This window comes from Nocardioides sp. REDSEA-S30_B4 (assembly GCF_001627265.1).
Classification (GTDB): Bacteria; Actinomycetota; Actinomycetes; order Propionibacteriales; family Nocardioidaceae; genus Nocardioides.
Window position 1 is genome coordinate 1 of record NZ_LUPI01000098.1, and the last position, 23,637, is coordinate 23,637.

Genomic DNA, 23,637 nt, shown 5'->3' on the forward strand with positions numbered 1-23,637 from the left:
ACGCGGCGCGCGCTACGCGCTGGCCGCCGTGGCCGTCGCGCTGTTCGGTCTTCTGTCGATGCATGGTTGGGGATCTCACACCGGCGCCCACACCATGGGAGCAACCCCCCCGAGCGCGAATATCGCGATCGCCGCGAGCGGCCCCATCAGTCATGACCACTCAGGGCCAGCGGCCAGTGATCCGGTCACCTCCGAACCGATCGTCGCGGGTCATCCAGCGAGAATGAGTTCCGAGGAGCCCGTCGGCGAGAACGGTGCAGGGCTTCTTGGCCTCTGCCTAGCCGTGCTGGCCGGCCTCCTGCTGCTGGGGATCGCTCTGCTGCTCGCACGTCGGGGCGTCCGCATCCCCCGCACTCTGCTGCCAGCGTGGCAGCTTCCGCAGTTCATCGCGCGAGACCGTGACCCGCCGAGCCTCCGCATGCTCTGTGTGATCCGCTGCTGACAGGCGTCCGCCACGAGCGTCCGACCCGGGCGACTCGGGGCTTTCGCCTCTCCCCAGACACTGATCACACAGATGGAGAAACACTCATGCGCAAATCGCTGATCACTGCCGTCGTGACAGCCTCGCTGTTCACCCTCGCCGCCTGCGGCAACGAGGACGACACTGGCACCGCTGGCGGGCACAACGAGGCCGACGTCACCTTCGCCCAGGAGATGATCCCCCACCACCAGCAGGCCATCGAGATGGCCGACCTCGCCGAATCACGCGCTGAAAGCCAGGAGGTCAAGGACCTCGCCACCGACATCGAGGCAGCCCAAGGCCCCGAGATCGAAACTCTGACCGGCTGGCTGGAGTCATGGGGCGAGGACGTCCCGGATGAGGGCATGTCGGGCATGGATCACGGCGACATGTCCTCCGACGACATGGGCGGAATGATGACCGCGGACGAGATGGCCGACCTCGACGCGGCCTCCGGCGCGGAGTTCGACCAGATTTTCCTCACAATGATGATCGAGCACCACGAGGGTGCGATCGAGATGGCCAAGACCGAGCAGTCCGAGGGCGAGTTCCCCGAGGCCCTCGACATGGCTAAGGAGATCGAGACGACCCAGGCGGAGGAGATCCAGACGATGCAGAACCTGCTGAAGTCCTGATCTCGTCCCTGGTGCCGGGCAGAACGGAGCTAGTGCGCCTGCTCGGCACCCATCCTCACCTCGGAGCCCGCCCTCATGTACCGACCCCACATCGCCCTCACAGGCATCCTCCTCGGCGCCGCTCTCCTCTCGGGCGGCTGCGCCAAGGACACCCCAGCGACACCACCGCCCGCTGATGAGGACGCGAGTGTCGGCCACATCCACGGTCTCGGTGTCGATCCGGCCACCGACAGCCTCTACGTCGCCACCCACTTCGGCCTGTTCCACGTCGACCAGAGCGGCCAGCCGAGCCGCGTAGCAGACCGGTATCAGGACACGATGGCGTTCACCGTCGTCGGCCCTGGCCACTTCCTGGGAAGCGGCCACCCGGACCTCCGCGAGGACCTGCCCGCTCACCTCGGCCTGATCGAGTCCACCGATGCCGGAGAGACCTGGACGGCCCTCGCCCTCCAGGGCGAGGCGGACTTCCACATCCTCGAACCCGCCGGCGACGCCCTCTACGCATACGACGCGACCTCTGGCCGTCTGCTGCGGAGCGAGGACCGGAAGAGCTTCGACGAGGTGTTCCGCGGTCCGCTGACCAGCGTCGCGGCGGCCGACGACAGCGTCCCGCTGATCGCGACCGACGGCAACGGCCAGCTCGTCAGTATCGACGCCATATCCGGGGAGACCCGTGAGCTCGGCGGTCCGACCATGATGTACCTCGACACCACTCCGGACGGGACCCTGGCCGGTGTCGACCCCGACGGCGTCGTTCGGGTCAGCACCGACACCGGTCGAGCCTGGCGCGAGGTCGGCTCGATCGATGGCCAACCGGCCGCATTCACCATCAGCGCCCAGGGTTGGTACGTCGCGACCGAGACGGCCGTCTACCGGTCCACCGATGACGGCGACACATGGTCCCGCGTACTGTGACGATGCAGGGACGATGAGTAAGCGCAGAGCCACGCATCGACACTTGGGCTCACATCGCGCTCACATCGCGGGCCGCGTCGGCGTGCCACGAGAGGGCTCACCGGCTTGGCGGTGCTGGCAACCACCGCCGCCGTGGCTGGACCCGTCGCGTTCCTCATCCCCGGAGCAACGGACACCGGGGAGGCGGGCCGCCGCACTGCAGTTGCTGCCTCCCCTTCCGCGCCCTTCCCTGACCCGACTCTCAAAGGCGAGCGACCAGACGGTGAGGTCGCGGTCGGTCGAGATCGTGACCCAGATCCCAAGCGGCCGCCCTCCCCCGCCACTCGCATCCCGGAGCGCGGCCCAGGCACGTTCGAAGTCGCCGCCGCATCATCGCTCGGGTCGCAGGCCGGGGTGACTTACCGGGTCGAGGTCGCGCAGGGCCTGCCCTTCAGCACCATGGATGTGGCGCGCTTGGTCGAAGTAACCCTGGCCGACCAGCGCGGCTGGGCGACGCGACACACGCTCGTCCGCGTCGAGGGTCACGCAGACCTCCGCATCATCCTGGCCACCCCCGAGACCGCCGACGACCTGTGTGCGCCGCTCGACACGGACGGCCGGCTGTCGTGCCGCAACGGGGGCAACGTCGTTCTCAATGCCTGGCGGTGGCAGTTCGGCACAGACGGCTACGCCGGGGAGCTTGCGGCATATCGCCGCTACGTCATCAACCACGAGACGGGCCACGCCTTGGGCTATCCCCACGTCGGCTGTCCCGGCCCGGGCGAGATCGCGCCGGTGATGCTGCAACAGACCAAGGGCCTGGAGGGCTGCAAGCCGAACCCGTGGCCGTCGCGGGTAGATCTCCTCACCCACTGACGCCACCGTGGATCGGTCGTGCACCCCGACGTGTGGTCCAGAGCGCCCACCGGCTTGCGTTGGACTCCCGTGCTCTCACGCATGGTGGCGGAGGCGAGGCAGATGGACGGGTTGAATCTGCGACCCCTTTGACGTTGAGCAGGCACTCAGCCCAGTCTTGCGTTTCGTCGCGGAAGTTCACGCTGACCTGCAGAAACACCGCCAGGGGAACGTGCGTGACCTTGCGCGGTGTAGCGCCTTTCGGCCAGGTTCTGCCGGGGTTTACGACTAGTAATGGACCACCACATTCGAGCTCGGTGCTCCTACCCCCGACTGTGGACCCTAGGACTCAAAATGCTGGCGCATCTGGGTGATCTCGGCCTGCTGATCGCTGATGATCTTCTCCGCCAGGGCCACGGCGTCCGGGTCCTCGCCGTCTTCGACCTCCACCTGGGCCATCTCGACGGCGCCCTGATGGTGCTCGATGATCATCTCGATGAACATCCGGTCCCAGCTGGCACCCGAGGCCGCCATCAGGTCGTTCATATCGTCCTCGTCCATCATGCCCGGCATCTCGCTGCTGGAACCGTGGCCCATGTCCCCATGGTCCATCCCGTCGGTCTCGTGGGAGGTCCCTTCCTCACCCCATACCTCGAGCCAGCCCTGGAGTGTGTTGATCTCGGGGTCGAGGGACGCATCGGGGAACGGCAGGCGAGCAGCATCGCCCGTACGCAGATCGGCCTCAACCCCCAGCTCGGAAGCGTGCTTCTTGGCGAGGGCGAGCATATCGGGGCTCAAGTCGACGCCCGTGACAGTTACCCCATTGTCGTCGTGCGCGAGGTTCCGTCCGGTACCGATGGCGACCTCGGGCACTCGCCTGGGGGCTCGCGCGCCGATCCACTCGCGGCCGCCGCCGAACCAGGTCCTCTCGAAGAACGCGATCTGCTTGTCGTAGCCGCGCGCGGCCTTGTCCCAGACGCGGTGTTGCTTCGCTGTCGGCGCCCCCGCGCCATGGCAGTGGTTCCACTCACTGCCTCGTCCTTCCTGCGTGGGCCACCCAGACAGCAGTGAGCGAGAACGAGCTGATTCAGGACGATAGGAGTCTTGTTCGAACTCGCTCATTCGAGTCGACGCAGTCCTTGGCAACCAGCAGAGAATTCACTGTGGTTCGTTGAGTGCCGCGAATGCCGCGCCTAAGCGCTGCTTTGCGTCGCTTGCGATCCTCCTGAGCGCTGGGTTGTCGGCGAGACCCATCATTGCGTCGGGGTCGAAAGCCTCGACCAGCGTCGTGTCGTGGTCCAGCGCGCGCACCACCACGTTGCAGGGAAGCACCGCTGCGATGGAGGGCTCGGCCTGAATGGCTTCGTAGGCCAGCGGCGGCCGGCAGGCACCGAGGATGACTTGCGGGGCGACGTCGACGTCGAGCTTCTCCTTTAGGGAGGCCTTGAGGTCAATCTCGGTCAGCACTCCGAAACCCTGGTCGCCCAAGGCTTCGCGGACCGCCGCGACAGCGTCGTCGTAGGGCTGGTTGATCGTGGTGGTGATCGTGTAGTTGCTCATGGGGCCTTCCTCGTCTGCTTTGCTCGGGTGCTGTCGGCACCGTCGTGCTCACGTGTGGGCTGCGTGATCTCGGGTCCGGACGTACCGTTGGTGCGCTGGGCTCGCGTCGCCCGCCGTGCCGGGCGCATCGTCCACCGGGCCAAGGCGACAAGGACCAGCAAGATCACGATCGCGATGATCCAGGACTTGTAACCGGCGATCCCGAGGCTGCCGCCAAGACCTCCGACGCCAAGTCGCACTAGTTGACTGCTCTGTTCCAACATATTGACTCGGTTCTCCTCACTGCTGGTGTGACTTTCCCCCTGACCATGATCAGGTCAGGGGACCTCGGTCTTGACGATCAAGGGTCAACGCGCGCCCGCACTGAGAGCGGACTTACGCCCGCCGTAGTCCTCGCGGCCGATCTCCCCAGAAGATCATCATCGCCGCGATCATGAAGACCCAGCCTGCCGCGCCCATGTCGTTGTCATACCAGCCCATCATCGTGAACGACTCCTCTGCTTGTCTCGAGCCTCCACCATGACTCGAGCGTGCCTCTGGTCTGTCGCGGTTGGGTGAAGGTTCGTTGAAGAAGCCCCGCAGGACTCGCTTCGTACGCATTCCCCAAGGTTCACGCCCGTCATTGTCTGGCTCGCCGTTGAACCCATGGCGTCGACGCGTACCGAGTCCGACGTGTTGGCCGCACTGTCGGAGCGGCCGAGGATTGTCTTCACCCCTGCCAGCTCATCGACCACGTCGGGGAACCCGCGTGGCTGGGCGATGATGCCTGCTCGAGGTTCGCATCGGGTGTCTACTACACGGACCGCAAGGGCTTCGCGAAAGCGCTCAGACCGACCTTCTACACCGCCGCGGACGCGGCCGCCGCGCATGCCGAGTTCGACACCTTTCGTGACTCGGTCTGGGGCATGAAGCATCCCCACGCGGTCGCGACCTGGCAAGCTGCGTGGGAACGGATCATCCCCCACCTGGCGTTCCCGCGCGGGCTCCGGCGGGGACTCGACAGCCGGCGGCTGGGATCGACCCTCCCACCACTGCGCGTCGGCCGCCGTCGCGCCCACGTGCCAGATGAAACTCAGACCGAGAGGACACTCCAGAGGGCGCCGGCTCCGATGCCGAGCGCGAGACTGAGAGCCGAGGTCACCATCGCCGTCGTCGCCGACCAAACACGAGGAACTAACGCTCCTGGCACGGTCCCCGCGTGGGGTTCCCCTCGGCCGTAGATGGGCGCGATCCACCGAAGGTAGTAGAAGAGACTGACCACGGTGTTGACGAACACCAGCACGGCCAGCCACGCAAGCCCGCCGTCCCAGGCGGCCGCAGTGGTGGTGAGCTTGCCGGCGAAGACGACCGTCGGCGGGGTGCCGACGAGGCCGAGCAGCGCCACCACGAGGGATGCGCCGAGCCACGGCCGGGCTCGGCCCATGCCGCGGTAGGAGTCGAGGTCGCGCCGGTCGGGGAAGGCGGTCGTCACTGCGAATGCCGCGAGGTTGGTGACGGTGTAGCCGGCGAGGTAGAGCAGCAGGGCGGGCAGGGCCAGGTCGCTGCGCCCGGCGACCGCGACCGGCACGAGCAGGTAGCCGACCTGGCTGACCGTGGACCAGCCGAGCAGGCGCCGGGGGTCGCTCTGCCAGTAGGCGGCGAAGTTGCCGAGCGTCATGCTGGCGACCGCGAGGACGGCGACCAGCAGCGGCCAGGCGAGGGTGTCGGGGAGCATGGCGATGAGTCGGTAAGCGGCGACCATCGCGCCGATCTTGGGCACGGTGGTGAGGAAGGCCGCGACCGCCCCGCCCGCACCCTCGGCGGCATCGGGGACCCAGAAGTGCCCCGGGACGCCGCCGGCCTTGAACATCAAGCCACCCAGCACCGCCACGACGCTCGCCGCGACCACGCCCTGTGGCGCCTCGGCAAGTCGGTCGGTGAGGTCTGCGTACGACGTGGTCGCGGAGACTCCGTAGAGCAGCGTGACCCCGAGCAGCAGGAGGATGCCGAACAGGGCACCTAACAGGTAGGTCTTCATGGCCGCCTCGGCTCCGCGGGGCGTGCGCGCGATGCCGATCAGGCCGTAGAGCGGGATGCTCGCGAGCAGGAACCCGACCACTACGACGAGCAGGTCGTCGGCGCCGGCGAGGACGAGCGTGCCGGTGGTCGAGAACAGGAAGAGTGCGTAGGTCTCGCTCTCCCGTGGCGAGCCGGCGATCTCGTCGGAGGCCAGCGCGAGGACGATCAGCGTCCCGAGGGCGGCGACGATCCGCGCCACTCCGGTGGCGGTGTCGACGGTGAAGGTGCCCTCCATCGCCGGCTGGGCCGGGCCGGCGAGGTCGACCGCGGCCAGGATGGCGGCGGCGACCAGCGCGGCCGCGGCGATGACGCGGGTGACCCCCTGGCGGGTCCGCGGGAGGAAGGACCCGCTGACCAGGACCGCGAGCCCGCCGAGGAACAGCACGATCTCCGGCAGCAGCAGGAGCGGCCGCATGGCCATGTCGGAGCCCACGGGCCTACCTTCCGACGAGCTCGACGGCGACCTCGGCCGCGGGCTCGATCACGGCGAGCAGTGGTCGGGGGAACACTCCGATGAGCAGGGAGAGCACCAGCAGCGGGCCGACCGACCAGACCTCGGCGGCGCGCAGGTCGGTGAAGCCGACCGAGCGGCCGCGGGTCTCGCCGGTGAAGATCCGCTGCAGCGCGCGGAGGAACAGCGCCGCGGTGAGGAGGATGCCCACGAGCGCGATCGCCGTGACGGGGGCGGCGGCGATGCTGCCGGTGAAGATCTGGAACTCCGCGATGAAGCCGGACAGCCCGGGAAGGCCCAGGGAGGCGAATGCGCCTACGGCGAAGAACGCGGCGAACCGGGGCGCGGGTCCGGCCAGGCCGCCGTAGGAGTCCATGTCGTAGGTCGCTGCCCGGTCCTGGAGGACGCTGGCGAGGAGGAACAGCGCACCGGTGATCAGGCCGTGGCTGACCATCTGCGTGACGGCACCGGTGACCGCGACGGATCGGGCCTGCGTCGTGTCGTCGGCGACGAGCCCCGCGGCGCCGACGGCGAGGACGATGTAGCCCATGTGGTTCACCGACGTGTAGGCGACCATCCGCTTGAAGTTCGTCTGGGCCAGGGCCACCAGGGCGCCGTACACGACGGAGACGATGCCGACGACGATGATCACCCACGCCCAGTCCCGCCACGCCTCGGGCAGCATCGGCATCGCGATCCGCACGAACCCGTAGGTGCCCATCTTCAGCAGCACGCCCGCCAGGACCGCCGAGCCGATCGCCGGCGCGTCCGTGTGGGCCGGCGGCAGCCAGGTGTGGAACGGCACGGTCGGGGTCTTCACCGCCAGTCCGATCAGGATCGCGGCCAGCACCAGCCCACCGGCCAGCGACGACCCGGCGAGCGGGGTCTGCTCGGCCAGCTCGACCATGTCGAAGGTGTGCGGGTCGGCGGCGATGTAGAGGCCGATGAACCCGACGAGCAGGGCCAGGGAGCCCAGGAACGTGTAGAGGAAGAACTTCATCGCCGACCGGGCGGCGTTGCCGTGCCCCCAGCCGGCGATCACGAAGTACATGCCGACGATCGAGAGGTCGAAGAAGACGAAGAAGAGGATCAGGTCGGCGGCGACGAACAGGCCCATGCTCATGCTCTGCAGGAAGAGGAACAGCGCCGCTTGGAGACGCGCGCGGTCGGTCTCGCGCAGCGCGAAGATCGCGCACGCGAGGAAGATGACCGCGGTCATTGCGATCAGCGGCAGGGAGAGCCCGTCGACGCCGAGGTGGTAGCTGCTGTTCACGCCGGGGATCCACTCGGCCTGCTCCTCGAAGGCGAGTCGTCCGGCCGTGGGCGTCTCGTAGCGCAGCCACGCCGCGATCACGAGGGCGAGGTCGGCGGCTGCGACCGCGACCCATGCCCACCGTGCGGCCGTGTCGCCGAGCCGCGGAAGCGCGAGCAGGGCCAGAGCGGCAGCCAGGGGCAGGAAGACGATCAGACTGAGCACGTTCACCTCACCGTGACAAGGAGCAGGACGCCGATCGCGAGCACCGCGACGGCCTGGATGTAGTACTGGTGCAGCTGGCCGGTCTGCGGACGACGTGCGAGCCGGCCGAGGCGGCGCAGCTGCGCAGCGAGCCCCTCGACCGCCCCATCGAACCACCGGTCGTCGTCCCGTGCCGCGCGAGCCGCGGTCCACAGCGACGCCCGGGACGTTGTCTCGACCGCCCCGTCGAGCACCCGGTCGTCGAAGGTCGCTGCCCGACGCGCCAGACCGAGCGCGGCCGCGGCGGACCCGGCCACGCCCCGGTCCAGGACGCGGTCGTCGAAGCGCGCCAGCGCCTCTGCCAGCGCGAGGGTCGGGCGTACGACGAGGGCCTGTGTTGCGCGCTCGAGGCCCAGCCAGGCCAGGGCCCAGCCCGGCTCCGGCACCGGACGCCACCACACCAGCGCCAGCACCCCCAGTGCGACCACGACCGACGCGGCCATCTCCAGCGGCGTCGGGTGGAGCGGCTCCTCGCCGAGAGCGCGGGCGACCGTGTCGCCGAACGGCGGCAGCGCGAGCACGCCGAGGACCACTGCGCCGAGAGCGAGGGCGACCAGCGGCGTCTGCTCCAGCATGCCGACGTGGCGGGTGCCCCGCTGCTCCTCGTCGAGGTGTGCCTCGACCTGGGCGTGTTCCCGCTCGGGCAGCTGTCGCCACAGGATCACCAGGATCTTGCCGGCGTAGGCCGCCGAGAGCGCGGCCGCGGCGAGGCCGACGGCGTAGAGCCACGGTGACTCTGCCAGGGCCGCGGCGAGGACCGCGTCCTTGGTCGCCCACAGCGCCAGCGGGGCGACGCCCGCGAGGGACAGCGCACCCGCGGTGGCGGCCCAGCCGACCAGCCGCCACCTCCGAGCCACGCCGCGCAGGCCGGCGAGCTGCTTGGTGCCGAGCGCGGTGAGCCAGGCCCCGGCGGCGAGGAAGAGCAGCGCCTTGGTCGAGGCGTGTGCGACGAGGTGTGCCGCTCCCCCGCTCACCGAGGCCAGCCCGGCGCCCATGACCACGAACCCGAGCTGGGCGGAGGTGGAGGCGGCGAGGAGCTGTTTGAGGTCCTGCTGTGCCACGGCGACGGCGCCGAGCAGCAGCGCGGTGAGTGCGCCCACCCAGGCAGCAGCCGGCGCGGCCCAGCTCGTCGAGGCCAACAGTGGCTCGGTGCGCAGCAGCAGGTAGCCACCCATGGCGACCATGGCGGCGGAGTGCAACAGTGCACTGACCGGGCTCGGTCCCTCCATCGCGCCCGACAGCCAGAACGAGAACGGGAGCTGGGCCGCCTTGCCGAGGGCTGCGACCAGGACACCCGCCGCGACCACGTGGCGCCACCCCTCGCTGGCTGCGGGCAGGTCGGCCAGTGACAGGCCGGCTCCACCGGCGAGCGCTGCCCCGGCCGCGACGTACAGCCCGACGTCCGCCGTGCGCGTGGTCACGAACGCCGTGATGCCGGCGGAGACCCGGTGGTCGTCGCGCCACCAGAACCCGATCAGCGCGAAGGACGTCGCGCCCATCACCTCCCAGGCGAACAGCAGCGCGGGCAGCGTCTCAGCAGTCGCCGTCAGGAGCGCGGCGGAGGCGAAGAGCAGCATGAGCCCGTGAAACCGGGCCTGTGACTCCCGGATCTCGCCGGCCGAGAACACGAGCACGAGCAGGCTCACGACCGCCACGGTCGGTGCGACCAAGGCCGACAGCGCATCGACCCCGAGGGCGAGATCGCTGCCGGCCATGAACGGGACCGACACCCTCGGCCGTTCGAGGGCAACCACCACCGACAGTGCGGCTGTGGTGAAGGCCGTGGCCAGCGACACGGCGGCCGCCGCCCGCTCGAGGCGGGAGAGGGCGAGGCCGCCTCCCACCACGGCGGGCAGCAGCACGAGCAGCCAGAGAGCAGTCTCGGACATGGACATGGTCACCCCGACAGGTCCGTGGCCATGTCGGTCATGTCGGCACCACGCTCACGATGCAGCAGCGTGGCGACCGCGAAGCCCATCGCCATCTCAACCGTCATCGCGGCGATGATCACCATGAGGAGGACCTGCCCGGTCGGGTCGGGAGCGAGGAACCACCAGACGCCGGCAGCGGCGAGGATGACAGCGTTGATCATGAGCTCCAGACCCATCATCACCATCACCACGACCTGCTGGGAGATCGCGCCGTACAGCCCGACGCTGAAGATCGCCGCGGCGAGGAGCAGGGTCGCCTCCAAGGTCATCTGCCGACACCTCCGGGCTGGGGGTCGTCTGCGGGGCGCTGCTTCAGGTCATCGCCGAACCGGTCGTAGCGGGTGCGGTGCGCCGCGAGCACCACCCCGGCCACGATGGTGGCCACCATGACCGGACTGATCACGGCCATCACCAGCATCTTCGGGCCCATCAACGACTCCCCCAGCGCCATGGTGACGTCCGGCGGTGGACTGCCCCGGCGGGTGGGCCAGTCGACCATCAGGACGCCCGTCGCGAGCGCCAGGAACGTGGTCAGGGCGACGGCGATGGCGGTCTTGTTGCTGTGCACCATGCTCATCGGCATCAGAGCGGGGTTCATCCCCATGAACATGACCATGTAGACGGCCATGATCGCCATCTCCATGACCATCATCAGGATCGTCACCACGCCGACGTAGTTCTGCTGCAGGAAGAGCACCTGCATGCCGACCGCGACGAAGGACAGGGCGAGGGCGTATGTCGCTCGAGCCATCGAATCGACGTAGAAGACCGCGGCGCCGCCGAGCACCGCGACGAGCCCGATCCCCCAGAAGGCGATGTCGGTGAGCACGTTCACGACCTCCAGACGGCGATGACGGCGACGACCAGGTCCTGCAGCAGCACGGCCGGGAGCAGCAGCATCCAGCCCACCTCCATGAACTTGTCGGGGCGGAAGGCCGGCAGCCGCCGCCGCAGCCAGACCAGGACCGCGAGCAGGGCAACGGTCTTCACCAACACCCAGGCCCAGCCCGGCAGCAGCGGACCGGCGCCGCCGCCGAGGAACATCGGAACCGCGAACGCGGCGCCGGCGGCCAGCAGCGCGTATCGCCCCGCCTCGAACACCAACCGGTCCACGCCCGACAGTTCCGCCCGTGCGCCACCGGAGACGTCCGTGCCGATCGCCGGGGCGAAAGGCCCCCACACGGAGAAGGCCGCGACCCCGAGCAGGTAGACCAGGAACGCCACCGGCATCCAGACAGCGAACCAGAGGCCCTCCTGGGCCGCCGCAACCGCGCCCACGTTCAGGGTCTCCGCGGCGATCGCCGGAGCGACCAGGGCGAACATCAACGGAAGCTCGTAGCCCAGTCCGTGCGCCAGGAACCGGTAGCCGCCGACCAGCGAGTGTGCCGAGTTCGCACCCCACCCGGTCAACCACACCAGCGCCCAGACCATCACGTCCATGGCGTTGAACCACATGACGCCCACGTCGAGGTCGAAGATGGTCCACTCCCCCAACGGCACGACCGTCACCATCAGCGCCGCCGTCACCAGCAGCCCGGCCCCCCCGATGCGCCACAGCAGGCGGTCGGCTTCGACGGTGGTACGACGTCGCTGCCGCATCAGCCGGGCCGCCTCACCGAACGGCCGGACCGGCCCGCCCATCTTCCCGCCCGGGCCGCCCCGCGCACGCGCGGCGAGGGCACCGTCCAGCACGGCAGCGGTCACGGCCAGCGCGCCCAGGATCCCCAACGCGACGATCGCCCAGCCGGGTGCAACGGTGGTGATCGGCGAGTCGGTCATCGAGGTCGGGTCATCCATGGGACACCTCGTGCTCCGCCTGTCCGGCGAGCAGCTCGTGGATGTCGAGGCTGGCGAGGACCAGTCGCGCCGTGGCGAGATCAAGACCCATGACCAGATGTGCCAGGTGGTCGGTCGAGAGTGTGCGGCCGGCGTCGTTCGTCCGAGTGCCGGTGTCACCGGCGGCGGTCGCGGCAACACCGGCGACCGCCCGGTCCAACATGCCCATCAGCCGGTCGTAGGTGTCACCGACCGCGTCGGCCGGCAACCTCCGGGCGTGGGCCTCCTTGTCGCTCAGCCGCCTGACGCCTCGCAGCGACCAGCGCAACGTCCACGAACGACGGACCCTCCGGCGCAGACGCTCGAGCTCCGACCCCGCCGCCCCCTCTCCGGACTCCAGGGCGGTGTCGCGGATCCTTCGGGCCTCTGCCGCGGCGTCGTCCCACCCCGCCAACGCCAGCAGCGAGGCGATGTTGTCGATGCCGCGGGCCGGCCCGACAACGTCGTCATCCTGGCGGGCACGCCCGTCGACGAGCTCGGCCTGTGCCTCGACAATGACATCGCCCTGAAGCGAGCAGTGCAACACCAAACCGGCCGGCCAGTCCCGCAGCACAGGCCCGAGACGCACCTGTAAGACGTCCATCTCGAGCCCATCTCGGTCCTCGCCGCCCTCCGCGAGAGGGATGCCTCCCGGTGACATCTCCATGTCGCCGTGGTCCATGCCCTCGTGGCCGCCGTGGTCCATGCCCTCATGGCTGCCGTGCTCCATGCCCTCATGGCTGCCGTGGTCCATGCCCTCGTGGCCCTCGTGGCCCTCGTGGCCCTCGTGGCCCTCGTGACCCTCGTGACCCTCGTGGCCCTCGTGGCCCTCGTGGCCCTCGTAACCCTCGTAACCCTCGTAACCCTCGTGGTCCATGCCCTCGTGGCCGCCGTGGTCCATGCCCTCGTGGCCTGGTCCATGCCCTCGTGGCCGCCGTGGTCCATGCCCTCGTGGCCCTCGTGGTCCATGCCCTCGTGGCCGCCGTGGTCCATGCCCTCGTGGCCCTCGTGGTCCATGCCTTCGTGGCCGCCGGCTGAACCGTGGTCCGTGTCTCCATGGCCACCATGACTCTCGGCTCGAGATCCGGCCTGCTCGGCGAGGAGTTCGGAGGCGGTGGGTCGCTGCTGCGCGTCACGGCGGTGGCGGTCGGTGTCGAGCAGGCCGGTGTGTGCTTCGTCCAGTCGAGCACCCACCTCGTCGCCCGCGTGCACGTGAACGCGCACCCGAGGTCCCGGCATCTGGGGCCAAATGCCTTCGATCGCCTCCGCGAGCCCCGGCCCGGGTTCGCCGCACACGACGAGTACGTCGGCGTCCGCGGGTGAGATGGCGAGGTGCCATCCACGGGCGGCCACGTTGCGCTCCGCCGCCACTCGCGTGCGCCACGAGCCCGGCACCTCGACGACCAGAGCGTGAGCGTGCCGGAAAGCGCTCCGTGCGATCGCGTCACTCAGACCCAACGCAGTGCCCCCTCCCGCCATGCCCAGAGCACGGCGACGAACAAAGCAGCCAAGAAGAGGAACATCTCGACGACCGCGGTCGCGCCGACCTGTGCGACGACGACCGCCCAGGGATACATGAACAGCATCTCGACGTCGAAGGCGAGGAAGAGCAGCGTCGCGAGGTACCAGCGCACGTGGTATCGCGACAGTGCGTGCTGCTCGGGGGCCCACCCCGACTCGAACGGAAGCACGATTAGCGAGTCCGGCGCTACGGCGGTGAGCCTGTGCAGCGCGTACAGCCCGAGCACGAGCACCCCGACCGCGCTCGCCATCACGACAACCCCTGCGTACATGACTCTCCTCTCGCGTTCAGATCCTCGCCACTGGCTGGCTATGGACGGGGATCCGTGCTCAGGGGCTCGCCTCGAAGTCCGGGACGGGGCGCTGCTTGGCCTCTTCCTCGGTGGTGGCGGCACCGTTCTTCTCGATGTCCCCGATCAGCCACTTCATCTCGGCGATCTCGATGCGCTGAGCCTTGATGATCTCGTCGGCCAGCTTGCGCACACGCACGTCGTCGATCTCGGACCGCTCGCTGGTGAGGATCGCGATCGAGTGGTGCGGGATCATGCCCTTCATGTAGGCCTCGTCCTGCACGAAGGTCTGCGACCGGGACAGCCACAACGCGGAGCCCCCGACGACGAGCGCGGCCACGATGATGGCGACGTTGACCTTGACGTTCTTGTACATCATCCCCCACATGAAGCCGAGCATGATGATCGCCATCGCCGACCCCATGAGGATGGCCATGTAGACCCGCTCCTCGCTGAACGTCATGTGCGACCAGGTGAACGCGTTGGTGTAGGTGAGTAGGAACATCGTCACCGTCGACGTGGTGATCATGGCCGCGAAGATGAGGTACATCTTGCGCTCGTGCTTCGTGTGCTGCTCGTGCTCGGAGGACTGGTTCTTCTCGGACTTCGTGGTCATGCTGGGACTCCTCTCATCCGGGGTACGCATCCACATCGCCGGTTGTGGCACCAGTGCTTGTCGTCGGTGATCCGGCGGAGTGGTTCCGTCTGTGCCTACTGGTCGGTGTCGCCTCGGAGCTGACTGAGACGGTCCTGGTACTCCTCGTCGGTGAGCTCGCCCCGGGCGTAGCGCTCGTCGAGGATCTCTTGCGCTCGAGTTCTCCCGGTCCCCGGTCCAGGCGGTGGCGCGCTGCCACTGCCGCGGTTCGTGCCTCCGCCGCTGCCGCGAATCAGCATCACGAGGACGAGGACGATGACCAGGATCATGATCGGCCAGGTGAACCACATCCAGCCCATGCCCCCTCCGTTGCCATACATGGGTCTCACCTCTCTTCCATTCCTGGAGCCCCGAGGGCTCCGCTGTGTTTGTCAGTCGGCCGGCTCGGGGCAGTGACCGCCTCGAGGTCAACTGGCCAGAACGGTGCCCATCATTCCCCGGTCCTCATGGTCGAGGATGTGGCAGTGGTAGACGGTCCGACCGCCGAAGTCCTCGAACGCGACCCGGACCTTGACCTGGCTGCGGGCGGGAACGTTCACGACGTCGAGCCAGACCGGCTCAGACAGCTGTTGCCCATCGACCTCCAGCAGCTGCATCGGCCACACGTGCAGATGGAAGGGATGATCCATCGGGCTGTCATTGCCGATGGTCCACTCCTCCACCGTGTCCATCCCCACCTGCTGGTCGATCCGGTCGGCGTCGAACTCCTCACCGTCGAAGGTGAAGCTCATCGGACCGTCGCCGCCGCCCATCATCCCGCCCATGCCCATCTGGAAGGTGATCGACCGACGACCATCGACGTCAGCGTCACGCAGGTCACGGACAGCCGTGCCCGCGGGGATCTCACCCACGGCTCGGTTGCCGCTCGCGGAAACGCTCAAGCGGGCGAGGGTCACCGGACCGCCACCCCCTGGCCTCGGACCCCCGCCCATCATCTGGCCCATCATGCCGCCGCGGTCGACCGGCATCGCGATGAGCTCGCTGCCTCCCTCGGAAAGATCGACCACCAGGTCGAGCCGGTTCCCGGGGGCGAGCACGACGTCCTCCAACGCCATGTCCCGGGGCAGCCGACCCACGTCGCGGCCAACAACCCGGGCGCGCTGTTCTGGCAGTCTCAGCGCGAGGTAGCGGGCGGTGCAGGCGTTGATGATCCGCCACCGTTCACGCTCTCCCGAGCGGCCCTTGAGGTCCGGCTTGGCGGCACCGTTGACCAGGACCAGCTCACCCTCGCGGCCCATCATCCGCTCCATGGTGGACGGGCTGACCAGCGACCCGCCGGAGTCCAGGGTGATGTCGGAGACGACCATGACCCGTTCCCGGTCGACGGGGATCTCCTCGTCGTCCTCCACGATGATGGCGCCGTAGAGTCCGCCGAACACCTGGTCCGCGACCGTGCCGTGGTGGTGCGGGTGGTACCAGTACACGCCTGGTGGATGGTTGTCGGGCAACCGATACTCGTAGCGATGCGCCCGGCCCGGATCGACAGCGACGAACACGTTGTCGCCGTTGCCCTCGGGGGACACGTGCAGCCCGTGCACGTGCAGGTTAGTGACCCGATCGAGCCGGTTCACCAGCTCCACCCGCAACGTGTCGCCCGGTCGCAGCCGCAACGTGGGACCCGGCACGCCGCCGTTGTAGCCCAGGGTCGTCGCTTCGCGTCCGGCGACCTCGTGCTTGCCCAGCGCAGCCTCCAGTCGCACCTCCAGTAGACCCCCGGTGCTCCGGAGAACCTCGGGCTCGGTGAACAGTTCCCCGGCGACGGGGTCCAGGACCGAGGTGGACAGCTCGCGCCACAGGCCCGTGCCACCGACGACGGTGCCCACCAGGCCGGCACCGCCCATCGTCAGAGCCGTGCGTCGGCTGATCGGATTCACGACTTCCCCTCCCTCAGGACGCGCGACCGGTGCTGGTACTCCTCCGTGCTCAGCTCGCCCGCCGCGTACCGCTCCTCGAGGATCTGTCGGGCACCACCCGTCCCGCTCGGCCGACCGGGCCGGCCCGAACCGGCTTCGAGGCCTCCGGCCAGCACCCGCACCGCCGTCACCACCAGCATCACGACGCCGAGGACCAGCAGCACTCCGTAGAACAACGCGATCATGGCTGATCGATCTCGGACCACGTCGCACCAGCATCGGTGGACACGAGGACGCCGCCCTCCGTGGCGGCATACCACCGCGACTCGGTGGCGGTCAGCGCGCGAGGCACGTCCGGGAGTGATCCCACCTCCCGCCAGGAGTCCCCACCGTCGTCGCTGCGGTAGACCGACCCCTCGGGGCCGGCCCCGACCAGCAGGTCCTCGCTGTCCCAGTCCAGGAGCAACAACCGCGGCGCGGACTCCACGAGCTCGGGAGACCCGGAGACCTGGAGCCGGACGAGCGAACCGCTGCCATCGGTCAGCAGCACAAGATCGGGGTTGCCTGGATGGGCGGCCACGTCGGCGGCGGGCAACTGGCCCAGGTCGCGCCACCGCCTGCCGTCCTCGGTCAACATGAGGCGCCCGCTCTGGGAGTCGACCCCGTACACGCGCTCACCCGACGCCTCGAGCGCATGGAAGTCCGCCTCCCCTTCCAACGAGAGCGACCTCCACGTCCGACCGGAGTCTGTCGACTCGGAGAGTCCCAAGTGCGCGGGTCCCCCGGCGCCCGGCTCTGGGTGACCACTCATCAGGAAGCGGTCCGCGTCGGCGATGGTGAACGACATCGCATCGAAACGCTCCTCCCCCACACGCTCGAAGCCGTCGGCACCGAGGGCGAACACCCCGTGATGACTCGCGACGTAGAGCGTGTCGTCCGCGGGGTTCACGTCGAGAGAGTGGATATGGCCGAACTCCTCCCCGGCCGCAGCGGCGTCCGAGGCGGTTTGGTTCCACGTAGAGCTACAGCTGGCGAGCAGGGCCACGGCCATGGAGAGGCCGACGACCAGAGGGAGACCAGAAGACAGACTCAGCGATTTGCGCGTCGCGCACATGCGCATACTCCAAATGAGATCGAATGACGGGCAGGACGGACGCACCGGACCCATGCGGGTGGTGCGCCGGTGTGCCTGATCAGATCCGGAGTACGGTCAGCTGTCGTTCGAACGGCGGTGGCAGCCCCGCCACGTCGAGCGCGGCGACGACCCACGGCACCAGACGCGGCAGACGCCATCCCCCGCCACGTGCCGCAATAGCGAGCAGCCACAAGCCCAGCGCCAAACCGGGCGTGAGCATCATCAGGCACAGCGCGAGCAACCCCCCGTCATCCGCCGGCGGGGCCTCGTCCCCGGCAACGACGCCGAGGGATGCGACCACGCCCACCGTGGTGTCGGTGGTCATGATGATCGTCGGGGCGGCGTGGTGCCCGATGTGCTCGCCGGAGTCCGGCCCGGACGCCAGCCCGTGCATGCCAACGATTCCGAGCGCGACTGCGCACAGGAGGACGACCAGCGGAAGCCGCGTCCTCACGGCTCCCGGGAAGGTGCGGTCGGCAAGAGTCATCGCATCCTGAGTTTAGGCACAGCCACACCCGGCCGCCAGCCAGGCACCTTGATCCTGCCGCTGTGAGGGCAGGCAGCGCCGCCGGACCCGAGGAGCGATCACGTGCCATCGGCACTCGTCAAGAAGGAAGACCGCCTTTGACGTCGGCTGCGAACGCTTCACAACGATCCCGAGTTCCAACGAGCCGTGTCCGCAGCGCGACAACGTCGCGCGTCATAGTCCAGGACGGCCCTTTTCACAGGTCGACGACATCGAGCTCATATGCCCGATTCGCTCTGGCCCGAGCTCATCAACCCCATCCTCGCCGCCGTCCTCCTCGGCGCCCGAAACCAGACACAGCCGAAGGCCACCGCAGCCGATCGGCGACGTCGGCCGCACCGCGATGATCACCAAGGTCGCCGACCACCCAGGCTGAATCCAGGTGGCGAACCCGGCACCGGACCCGCTGCAGAGGGGGTTTTCGGGTCACAAAGCGCGACACAAGCCAGAATGGCTCAAATGACAAATGGCCCGTGTCCTGCATTTCCGCAGGCCACGGGCCACTTTTCAGTAGCGGGGGCAGGATTTGAACCTGCGACCTCTGGACCTCCAGCGCGTGTGCGTTCCGCCGCTGGCGCTTTTGACCCCACTTGCCGATGTGTGCTCTGACCTGCACAGATGCGCACAACCCGCCGTGTCGGCTCCAGATCATCTTGACGTTTTCTGCTCGGATCAGCCGGCTTGTGCTGGCGTTTTCGGGACATAAGCGCGGCGTGACTCGAATCGCAGTCGGCTCGGAGGATGAGCCACGATTCGTGCCTGTTCGTGCCCAACTAGGATCGGCGGCATGCGGGACCTCCGAGCACCGGCCGGGACACGCGGCGCGCGCTACGCGCTGGCCGCCGTGGCCGTCGCGCTGTTCGGTCTTCTGTCGATCCGGCGCCCACACCATGGGGGCAACATCCCCGAGTGCGAATGTCCTGATCGCCGCAAGCGGCCCCCTCAGTCATGACCACTCCGGGCCAGCGGCCAGTGAGCCGGATACCTCCGAACCGATCGTCGCGGGTCATCCAGTGGGAATGAGCTCTGAGGAGCCCATCGGCGAGAACGGTGCGGGGCTTCTTGGCCTCTGCCTAGCCGTGCTGGCCGGCCTGGTGCTCGGGATCGCACTCCTGCTGGTGCGTCGGGGTGTCCGCATCCCCCGGACCCTGCTGCCGGCATGGCAGCCCCGACTGTTCATCGGGCGTGACCGGGACCCGCCCAGCCTCGGCATGCTCTGTGTGATCCGCTGCTGACAGGCATTCGTCACGAGGCGCCCACGTTTGGGCGGCTCGTGGTTTCGCCTGCCCAGACACCTGATCACACAGATGGAGAAACACTCATGCGCAAGTCGCTGATCACCGCCGTTGTGGCGGCCTCGCTGTTCACCCTTGCCGCCTGCAGCAACGACGACGACACTGACACCGCGGCCAGCCATAACGAGGCCGACGTCACCTTCGCCCAGGAGATGATCCCCCACCACCAGCAGGCCATCGAGATGGCCGACCTCGCCGAGTCACGAGCTGAAAGCCAGGAGGTCAAGGACCTCGCCACCGACATCGAGGCAGCCCAAGGCCCCGAGATCGAGACACTGACCGGCTGGTTGGAGTCATGGGGCGAGGACGTCCCGGATGAGGGCATGTCGGGCATGGATCACGGCGACATGTCCTCCGACGACATGGGCGGAATGATGACCGAGAACGAGATGGCCGACCTCGAGTCGGCGTCCGGCGCGGAGTTCGACCAGATGTTTCTCACCATGATGATCGAGCACCACGAGGGTGCGATCGAGATGGCGAAGACCGAGCAGTCCGAGGGCGAGTTCCCCGAGGCTGTCGACATGGCCAAGGAGATCGAGACGACACAGGCGGAGGAGATCCAGACGATGCAGGACCTGCTGAAGTCCTGATCTCGTCCCTGGTGCCGGGCAGGACGGAGCTACTCCGCCAGCCCGGCGCCATCCTCACCTCGGAGCCACTGTTATGTACCGACCCCATGTCGCCCTCACAGGCATCCTCCTCGGTGCCGTCCTCGTCTCGGGCGGTTGCGCCAAGGACACCCCAGCGACAGCGCCGCCCGCCGATGAGGACACGAGCGTCGGCCACATCCACGGTCTCGGCGTCGATCCGGCCGACGACAGCCTCTACGTCGCCACCCACTTCGGCCTCTTCCACGTCGACGAGAGCGGCCGGCCGAGCCGCGTCGCAGACCGGTATCAGGACACGATGGCGTTCACCGTTGTCGGCCCTGGCCACTTCCTGGGAAGCGGGCACCCGGACCTCCGCGAGGACCTGCCCGCCCACCTGGGCCTGATCGAATCCACCGACGCCGGAGAGACCTGGACCCCCCTCGCCCTCCAGGGTGAGGCGGACTTCCACATCCTCGAGCCCGCCGGCGACGCCCTCTACGCATACGACGCCACGTCCGGAAGCCTGCTGCGCACCGAGGACCGGAAGAGCTTCGACGAGACATACCGAGGTCCGCTGATCAGCGTTGCGGCGGTCGATGACAACGACTCGCTGATCGCTACCGACGCCAACGGCCAGCTCGTCAGCATCAACACCAGGTCCGGCGAGACCCGTGAGCTCGGCGGCCCGAACATGATGTACCTCGACACCACTCCCGACGGGACCCTGGCCGGTGTCGACCCCGACGGCGTCGTTCGGGTCAGCACCGACACCGGTCGAACCTGGCGCGAGGTCGGCTCGATCGATGGCCAACCGGCCGCATTCACCATCAGCGCCCAGCGCTGGTTCGCCGCGACCGAGACCACCGTCTACCAGTCCACCGATGGCGGCGACACCTGGTCCCGCGTGCTGTGACGGTGCCGGGACGATGAGTAGGCGCAAAGCCACGCATCGACGAGCGGGTTCCCATCGCGCGCCACGTCGGCGTGCCACGGCAGGGCTCACCGGCCTGGCGGCGCTGGCGACGACTGCCGCCGTGGCTGGACCCGTCGCGTTTCTCATCCCCCGCCCGACGGACACCGAAGACGCGGGCGGCCGCACTGCAATTGCCGCATCTCCTTCCGCTGAACAGGCTGTCAGGCGCGAGCGGACCGACGGCGAGGTGGAGGTCCGTCGAGATCGTGACCCAGATCCGAGTGGGCCCCCCTCCCCCGCCACTCGCATTCCGGAGCGCGGCGCAGGCACCTTTGAAGTCGCCGCCGCCGCGCCGCGCGGCTCGCAGAACGGGGTGACGTACCGGGTCGAGGTCGAGCAGGGCCTGCCCTTCAACACGGCGGATGTGGCGCGGCTGGTCGAAGAGACCCTGTCTGATCAGCGGGGCTGGGCGACGCGACACACGCTCGTCCGCGTCGATGGCCATGCCGACCTCCGGATCGTCCTGGCCACCCCAGAGACGGCCGATGAACTCTGCGCACCGCTCGACACGGGCGGTCGGCTGTCGTGCCGCAACGGCGACGACGTCGTTCTCAATGCCTGGCGCTGGCAGTTCGGCGCATACGGATACGCCGGTGACCTGCGGGCATACCGGCGCTACGTCGTCAACCACGAGACTGGCCACGCCCTGGGCTATCCCCACGTCGGGTGTCCCGGTCCGGGAAGGCTCGCGCCAGTGATGTTGCAGCAGACCAAGGGCTTGGCCGGTTGTCGGCCGAACCCGTGGCCGTCGCGAGTAGATCTCGTCCACTGACGGCACCATGGTTCGGACGGCCGACAGCAGCTTGCGTATGACCTCAGCGCCATAGGGGTACAGGTGGAGTGATGGACCGCCGCCAGCGACCGCCCTTCAGCCGAGCTCGAACGCTCGGTGGGTGTGTCCTGGCCGCTCTCTTCGTGCTCGCCGGTGCCTCAGGCGACAACCTGTTCGCCCGACACGTGGGCATGACCATGGTCGCGCCGGCGGGAGCCTCCGCCGCGACAGGAGAAGCCATGCAGGCGGCTTCCGTCGGGTCTGGCAGGGACGGCGAGGGTCTGCGCGGCGCCGGCTCTGACCACGGGCCTGGTAGCGAGAACGGAAGTGCACAGCTCCTGCACCTGCTGGGCGCCTGTCTCTCCATCCTTGCCGTCGGCATTCTGCTGTTACGCCGGGGCGGAATGTGGCGTGAACCGACCCGCCTGCTCAGGGCATTGCCCTCGCGGCGGCTCCTCGTCGCCCACTGGAGGGCAACCGCCCGCGGAAGTCCCCCGCCCCTCTCGCCGCCACGCGCGTCTCCGGTGATCCGGACCTGAGGGCTCTGTGCAGCCTGTGACACCACCACGGTGCCCGCTGCTGCGCACTCGATAGCCCACAGGACCACATCACGACGATACGGAGAAGCTCATGACCAGCACGATCAGCGACATGATGAAGACCTACCCGGCGGAGATCAACACCGACCGCGAGCTCTTGGCGCAATGCGTAGAAGCATGCGTGGAGTGCGCTCAGGCGTGCACGGCGTGCGCCGACGCGTGCCTGAGCGAGGAAATGGTCGCCGAACTGACCAAGTGCATCCGCACGAACTCAGACTGCGCCGACATCTGCGAGGCCACTGGCCGGGTGCTGTCACGCCACACGGGCTACGACGCCAACATCACCCGCGCAGTGCTGCAGGCGTGCGCTCAAGCCTGCAGGTCCTGCGCGGAGGAGTGCGAGAAGCACGCCGAGATGCATGAGCACTGCCGCATCTGTGCCGAGGCGTGCCGCCGGTGCGAGGACGCCTGCAACCGCGTCCTGAGCGCCATCGGTTAACGCGGCCGCTTGGGATGACCGGATCCGAGAGGTTCGGTCATCCCATGCCGCCTGCACGCACCGACTTCGACCTTGAAGGACAACGAGATGAACCAGCGTCAGCAGAACAAACAGCAGCATGCCACCCACCCCGAGCCGGACGAACATTCCGAGCACAACAGCGACAACGGAGCTCACGACGGCAACTCCAGCGGACACCACGAGGCGAAGATGTATCTGCGTTTCGGACTGATGATCGCGACGTCGACTGTCGTCATGTTCGGGCTCACCTACACCAACGCGTTCAGCGCCGATCATGTCCGCTTCAGCGAGGAGCGCGTGTACATGGCACTCCTCATGGGCGCGGCGATGGCCCTCATCATGCTGGCGTTCATGTGGGGGATGATGTACCGGAACCGTGTGGTGAACGTCGGCATCGTCCTGGGCGCGATCGTGCTTGGCGGTACAGCTTTGTACCTGTCGCGCTCGCAGGTCCTCGTCGATGACGAGAGCTACATGAAGGCGATGATCCCCCACCACTCGATCGCCATCTTGACCAGCGAGAGAGCCGGAATCGAGGACGTCCGGGTCCGCGAGCTAGCGGACGGCATCGCGGCGACGCAGCGCAAGGAGATCAAGGAGATGGACTGGCTGGTCCAGGACATCGAGGAGAACGGACCGGCTACGACGAAGGAAGAAGCCGACGCACGACCCGTCCCCGATTTCCAAGGCTCGGCCTCGAGCCTCCAGGATGCTCAATGGAGTGCCCGAGAGTTCCTGCGGGCGCTCTTGGCCCTGCCACTGCCAAAGGAGCTGGGTCAGCAGTGACTAC

At 68.3% G+C, this 23,637-nt stretch carries 27 protein-coding genes and 1 pseudogene; 12 read left to right on the top strand and 16 right to left on the bottom strand.

The features are described from left to right. The 4 genes from A6R01_RS16635 to A6R01_RS16650 form a co-directional block, all read left to right on the top strand. A partial coding sequence (locus A6R01_RS16635) for a DUF6153 family protein (protein ID WP_292608286.1) occupies nt 1–442 on the top strand: 442 nt, incomplete at its 5' end. Nucleotides 443–528: 86 nt separating this feature from the next. Beyond that, nucleotides 529–1,095 (top strand): DUF305 domain-containing protein, encoded by a 567-nt coding sequence (locus A6R01_RS16640; RefSeq protein WP_292608288.1) that lies wholly within the window; start codon nt 529–531, stop codon nt 1,093–1,095. Nucleotides 1,096–1,170: 75 nt separating this feature from the next. Then, nucleotides 1,171–2,010, top strand: a complete 840-nt coding sequence (locus A6R01_RS16645) for a F510_1955 family glycosylhydrolase (RefSeq protein ID WP_292608290.1) — start codon at nt 1,171–1,173, stop codon at nt 2,008–2,010. 132 nt (nt 2,011–2,142) lie between these two features. Continuing rightward, the gene (locus tag A6R01_RS16650) at nt 2,143–2,865 is read left to right on the top strand and encodes a DUF3152 domain-containing protein (RefSeq protein ID WP_292608478.1); all 723 of its coding nucleotides are present in this window, start codon (nt 2,143–2,145) and stop codon (nt 2,863–2,865) included. Between the two features lie 321 nt (nt 2,866–3,186). Here the strand turns inward: A6R01_RS16650 and A6R01_RS16655 are convergent, their stop codons facing one another. Further along, complete coding sequence (locus A6R01_RS16655) at nt 3,187–3,966, bottom strand: DUF305 domain-containing protein (protein WP_292608293.1); 780 nt, start codon at nt 3,964–3,966, stop codon at nt 3,187–3,189. Between the two features lie 36 nt (nt 3,967–4,002). Beyond that, nucleotides 4,003–4,404, bottom strand: a complete 402-nt coding sequence (locus tag A6R01_RS16660; protein WP_292608296.1) for a DUF302 domain-containing protein — start codon at nt 4,402–4,404, stop codon at nt 4,003–4,005. A 752-nt stretch (nt 4,405–5,156) separates the two neighbouring features. Here A6R01_RS16660 and A6R01_RS18370 point away from each other — a divergent pair. Next, a pseudogene (locus A6R01_RS18370) lies at nt 5,157–5,411 on the top strand (transposase); the annotation flags it as partial. Nucleotides 5,412–5,476: 65 nt separating this feature from the next. Here A6R01_RS18370 and A6R01_RS16665 read toward each other — a convergent pair. The 7 genes from A6R01_RS16665 to A6R01_RS16695 are packed head-to-tail and all read right to left on the bottom strand — an operon-like array spanning nt 5,477 to nt 12,929. Next, a complete protein-coding gene (locus tag A6R01_RS16665) occupies nt 5,477–6,895 on the bottom strand; it encodes an NADH-quinone oxidoreductase subunit N (protein ID WP_292608299.1) in 1,419 nt (472 codons plus the stop codon). A gap of 4 nt (nt 6,896–6,899) precedes the next feature. After that, on the bottom strand, nt 6,900–8,390 hold the full coding sequence (locus A6R01_RS16670) for a NuoM family protein (RefSeq protein ID WP_292608302.1): 1,491 nt from the start codon (nt 8,388–8,390) through the stop codon (nt 6,900–6,902). A 2-nt stretch (nt 8,391–8,392) separates the two neighbouring features. After that, a complete protein-coding gene (locus tag A6R01_RS16675) occupies nt 8,393–10,318 on the bottom strand; it encodes a proton-conducting transporter membrane subunit (RefSeq protein WP_292608305.1) in 1,926 nt (641 codons plus the stop codon). 8 nt (nt 10,319–10,326) lie between these two features. After that, on the bottom strand, nt 10,327–10,629 hold the full coding sequence (locus tag A6R01_RS16680) for an NADH-quinone oxidoreductase subunit K (protein ID WP_292608308.1): 303 nt from the start codon (nt 10,627–10,629) through the stop codon (nt 10,327–10,329). Continuing rightward, entirely contained in the window at nt 10,626–11,195 is a 570-nt protein-coding gene (locus A6R01_RS16685; protein ID WP_292608310.1) for an NADH-quinone oxidoreductase subunit J, read from the bottom strand. The genes A6R01_RS16680 and A6R01_RS16685 overlap by 4 nt, the downstream gene beginning before the upstream one ends. Then, nucleotides 11,192–12,157: an NADH-quinone oxidoreductase subunit H gene (locus A6R01_RS16690; RefSeq protein ID WP_292608315.1), complete on the bottom strand. Its 966-nt coding sequence runs from the start codon at nt 12,155–12,157 to the stop codon at nt 11,192–11,194. The genes A6R01_RS16685 and A6R01_RS16690 overlap by 4 nt, the downstream gene beginning before the upstream one ends. After that, nucleotides 12,150–12,929, bottom strand: coding sequence for a hypothetical protein (locus tag A6R01_RS16695; RefSeq protein ID WP_292608318.1), 780 nt, complete (start codon nt 12,927–12,929; stop codon nt 12,150–12,152). The genes A6R01_RS16690 and A6R01_RS16695 overlap by 8 nt, the downstream gene beginning before the upstream one ends. A 302-nt stretch (nt 12,930–13,231) precedes the next feature. Between A6R01_RS16695 and A6R01_RS16700 the strand changes: the two genes are divergently transcribed. After that, complete coding sequence (locus A6R01_RS16700; protein WP_292608321.1) at nt 13,232–13,498, top strand: hypothetical protein; 267 nt, start codon at nt 13,232–13,234, stop codon at nt 13,496–13,498. A 125-nt stretch (nt 13,499–13,623) separates the two neighbouring features. Here the strand turns inward: A6R01_RS16700 and A6R01_RS16705 are convergent, their stop codons facing one another. The 7 genes from A6R01_RS16705 to A6R01_RS16735 all read right to left on the bottom strand — a co-directional run bounded on the left by A6R01_RS16705 (nt 13,624) and on the right by A6R01_RS16735 (nt 18,116). After that, entirely contained in the window at nt 13,624–13,968 is a 345-nt protein-coding gene (locus A6R01_RS16705) for an NADH-quinone oxidoreductase subunit A (protein ID WP_292608324.1), read from the bottom strand. Between the two features lie 58 nt (nt 13,969–14,026). Then, the gene (locus A6R01_RS16710; RefSeq protein WP_292608326.1) at nt 14,027–14,602 is read right to left on the bottom strand and encodes a DUF305 domain-containing protein; all 576 of its coding nucleotides are present in this window, start codon (nt 14,600–14,602) and stop codon (nt 14,027–14,029) included. A 95-nt stretch (nt 14,603–14,697) separates the two neighbouring features. Further along, nucleotides 14,698–14,961: an SHOCT domain-containing protein gene (locus tag A6R01_RS16715; protein ID WP_292608329.1), complete on the bottom strand. Its 264-nt coding sequence runs from the start codon at nt 14,959–14,961 to the stop codon at nt 14,698–14,700. 87 nt (nt 14,962–15,048) lie between these two features. Then, complete coding sequence (locus A6R01_RS16720; protein WP_289089440.1) at nt 15,049–16,515, bottom strand: multicopper oxidase family protein; 1,467 nt, start codon at nt 16,513–16,515, stop codon at nt 15,049–15,051. Further along, nucleotides 16,512–16,739: an SHOCT domain-containing protein gene (locus tag A6R01_RS16725; protein ID WP_193667658.1), complete on the bottom strand. Its 228-nt coding sequence runs from the start codon at nt 16,737–16,739 to the stop codon at nt 16,512–16,514. Before A6R01_RS16725 ends, A6R01_RS16720 begins: the two co-directional genes overlap by 4 nt. Next, the gene (locus A6R01_RS16730) at nt 16,736–17,608 is read right to left on the bottom strand and encodes a F510_1955 family glycosylhydrolase (RefSeq protein ID WP_292608332.1); all 873 of its coding nucleotides are present in this window, start codon (nt 17,606–17,608) and stop codon (nt 16,736–16,738) included. Before A6R01_RS16730 ends, A6R01_RS16725 begins: the two co-directional genes overlap by 4 nt. A 79-nt stretch (nt 17,609–17,687) precedes the next feature. Next, nucleotides 17,688–18,116 carry a hypothetical protein gene (locus tag A6R01_RS16735; RefSeq protein ID WP_292608334.1) on the bottom strand — a complete coding sequence of 143 codons (429 nt, stop codon included), beginning with the start codon at nt 18,114–18,116 and terminating at the stop codon, nt 17,688–17,690. A 1,058-nt stretch (nt 18,117–19,174) separates the two neighbouring features. On the opposite strand from A6R01_RS16735, the gene A6R01_RS16740 reads away from it, so the two are divergent. From A6R01_RS16740 to A6R01_RS16765, 6 genes are all read left to right on the top strand, one after another. Next, on the top strand, nt 19,175–19,390 hold the full coding sequence (locus tag A6R01_RS16740; RefSeq protein ID WP_292608337.1) for a hypothetical protein: 216 nt from the start codon (nt 19,175–19,177) through the stop codon (nt 19,388–19,390). 86 nt (nt 19,391–19,476) lie between these two features. Then, nucleotides 19,477–20,043, top strand: a complete 567-nt coding sequence (locus tag A6R01_RS16745) for a DUF305 domain-containing protein (RefSeq protein ID WP_292608340.1) — start codon at nt 19,477–19,479, stop codon at nt 20,041–20,043. Nucleotides 20,044–20,116: 73 nt separating this feature from the next. Then, nucleotides 20,117–20,956 (top strand): F510_1955 family glycosylhydrolase, encoded by an 840-nt coding sequence (locus tag A6R01_RS16750; protein ID WP_292608343.1) that lies wholly within the window; start codon nt 20,117–20,119, stop codon nt 20,954–20,956. Between the two features lie 121 nt (nt 20,957–21,077). Further along, nucleotides 21,078–21,788: a DUF3152 domain-containing protein gene (locus tag A6R01_RS16755; protein WP_179530461.1), complete on the top strand. Its 711-nt coding sequence runs from the start codon at nt 21,078–21,080 to the stop codon at nt 21,786–21,788. A gap of 630 nt (nt 21,789–22,418) precedes the next feature. Further along, nucleotides 22,419–22,826, top strand: a complete 408-nt coding sequence (locus tag A6R01_RS16760; RefSeq protein WP_292608346.1) for a four-helix bundle copper-binding protein — start codon at nt 22,419–22,421, stop codon at nt 22,824–22,826. Nucleotides 22,827–22,898: 72 nt separating this feature from the next. Further along, nucleotides 22,899–23,633, top strand: a complete 735-nt coding sequence (locus A6R01_RS16765) for a DUF305 domain-containing protein (RefSeq protein ID WP_292608349.1) — start codon at nt 22,899–22,901, stop codon at nt 23,631–23,633. Nucleotides 23,634–23,637 lie beyond the last annotated feature (4 nt).

Coding starts and splice junctions, on each gene's coding strand:
- A6R01_RS16640 (WP_292608288.1), top strand. CDS start 529: ATGCGCAAATCGCTGATCACTGCCGTCGTGACAGCCTCGCTGTTCACC.
- A6R01_RS16645 (WP_292608290.1), top strand. CDS start 1,171: ATGTACCGACCCCACATCGCCCTCACAGGCATCCTCCTCGGCGCCGCT.
- A6R01_RS16655 (WP_292608293.1), bottom strand. CDS start 3,966: ATGAGCGAGTTCGAACAAGACTCCTATCGTCCTGAATCAGCTCGTTCT.
- A6R01_RS16660 (WP_292608296.1), bottom strand. CDS start 4,404: ATGAGCAACTACACGATCACCACCACGATCAACCAGCCCTACGACGAC.
- A6R01_RS16675 (WP_292608305.1), bottom strand. CDS start 10,318: ATGTCCGAGACTGCTCTCTGGCTGCTCGTGCTGCTGCCCGCCGTGGTG.
- A6R01_RS16680 (WP_292608308.1), bottom strand. CDS start 10,629: ATGACCTTGGAGGCGACCCTGCTCCTCGCCGCGGCGATCTTCAGCGTC.
- A6R01_RS16690 (WP_292608315.1), bottom strand. CDS start 12,157: ATGGATGACCCGACCTCGATGACCGACTCGCCGATCACCACCGTTGCA.
- A6R01_RS16695 (WP_292608318.1), bottom strand. CDS start 12,929: ATGGACCACGGCAGCCATGAGGGCATGGAGCACGGCAGCCATGAGGGC.
- A6R01_RS16700 (WP_292608321.1), top strand. CDS start 13,232: ATGGCCACCATGACTCTCGGCTCGAGATCCGGCCTGCTCGGCGAGGAG.
- A6R01_RS16705 (WP_292608324.1), bottom strand. CDS start 13,968: ATGTACGCAGGGGTTGTCGTGATGGCGAGCGCGGTCGGGGTGCTCGTG.
- A6R01_RS16710 (WP_292608326.1), bottom strand. CDS start 14,602: ATGACCACGAAGTCCGAGAAGAACCAGTCCTCCGAGCACGAGCAGCAC.
- A6R01_RS16715 (WP_292608329.1), bottom strand. CDS start 14,961: ATGTATGGCAACGGAGGGGGCATGGGCTGGATGTGGTTCACCTGGCCG.
- A6R01_RS16725 (WP_193667658.1), bottom strand. CDS start 16,739: ATGATCGCGTTGTTCTACGGAGTGCTGCTGGTCCTCGGCGTCGTGATG.
- A6R01_RS16730 (WP_292608332.1), bottom strand. CDS start 17,608: ATGTGCGCGACGCGCAAATCGCTGAGTCTGTCTTCTGGTCTCCCTCTG.
- A6R01_RS16735 (WP_292608334.1), bottom strand. CDS start 18,116: ATGACTCTTGCCGACCGCACCTTCCCGGGAGCCGTGAGGACGCGGCTT.
- A6R01_RS16740 (WP_292608337.1), top strand. CDS start 19,175: ATGAGCTCTGAGGAGCCCATCGGCGAGAACGGTGCGGGGCTTCTTGGC.
- A6R01_RS16745 (WP_292608340.1), top strand. CDS start 19,477: ATGCGCAAGTCGCTGATCACCGCCGTTGTGGCGGCCTCGCTGTTCACC.
- A6R01_RS16750 (WP_292608343.1), top strand. CDS start 20,117: ATGTACCGACCCCATGTCGCCCTCACAGGCATCCTCCTCGGTGCCGTC.
- A6R01_RS16760 (WP_292608346.1), top strand. CDS start 22,419: ATGACCAGCACGATCAGCGACATGATGAAGACCTACCCGGCGGAGATC.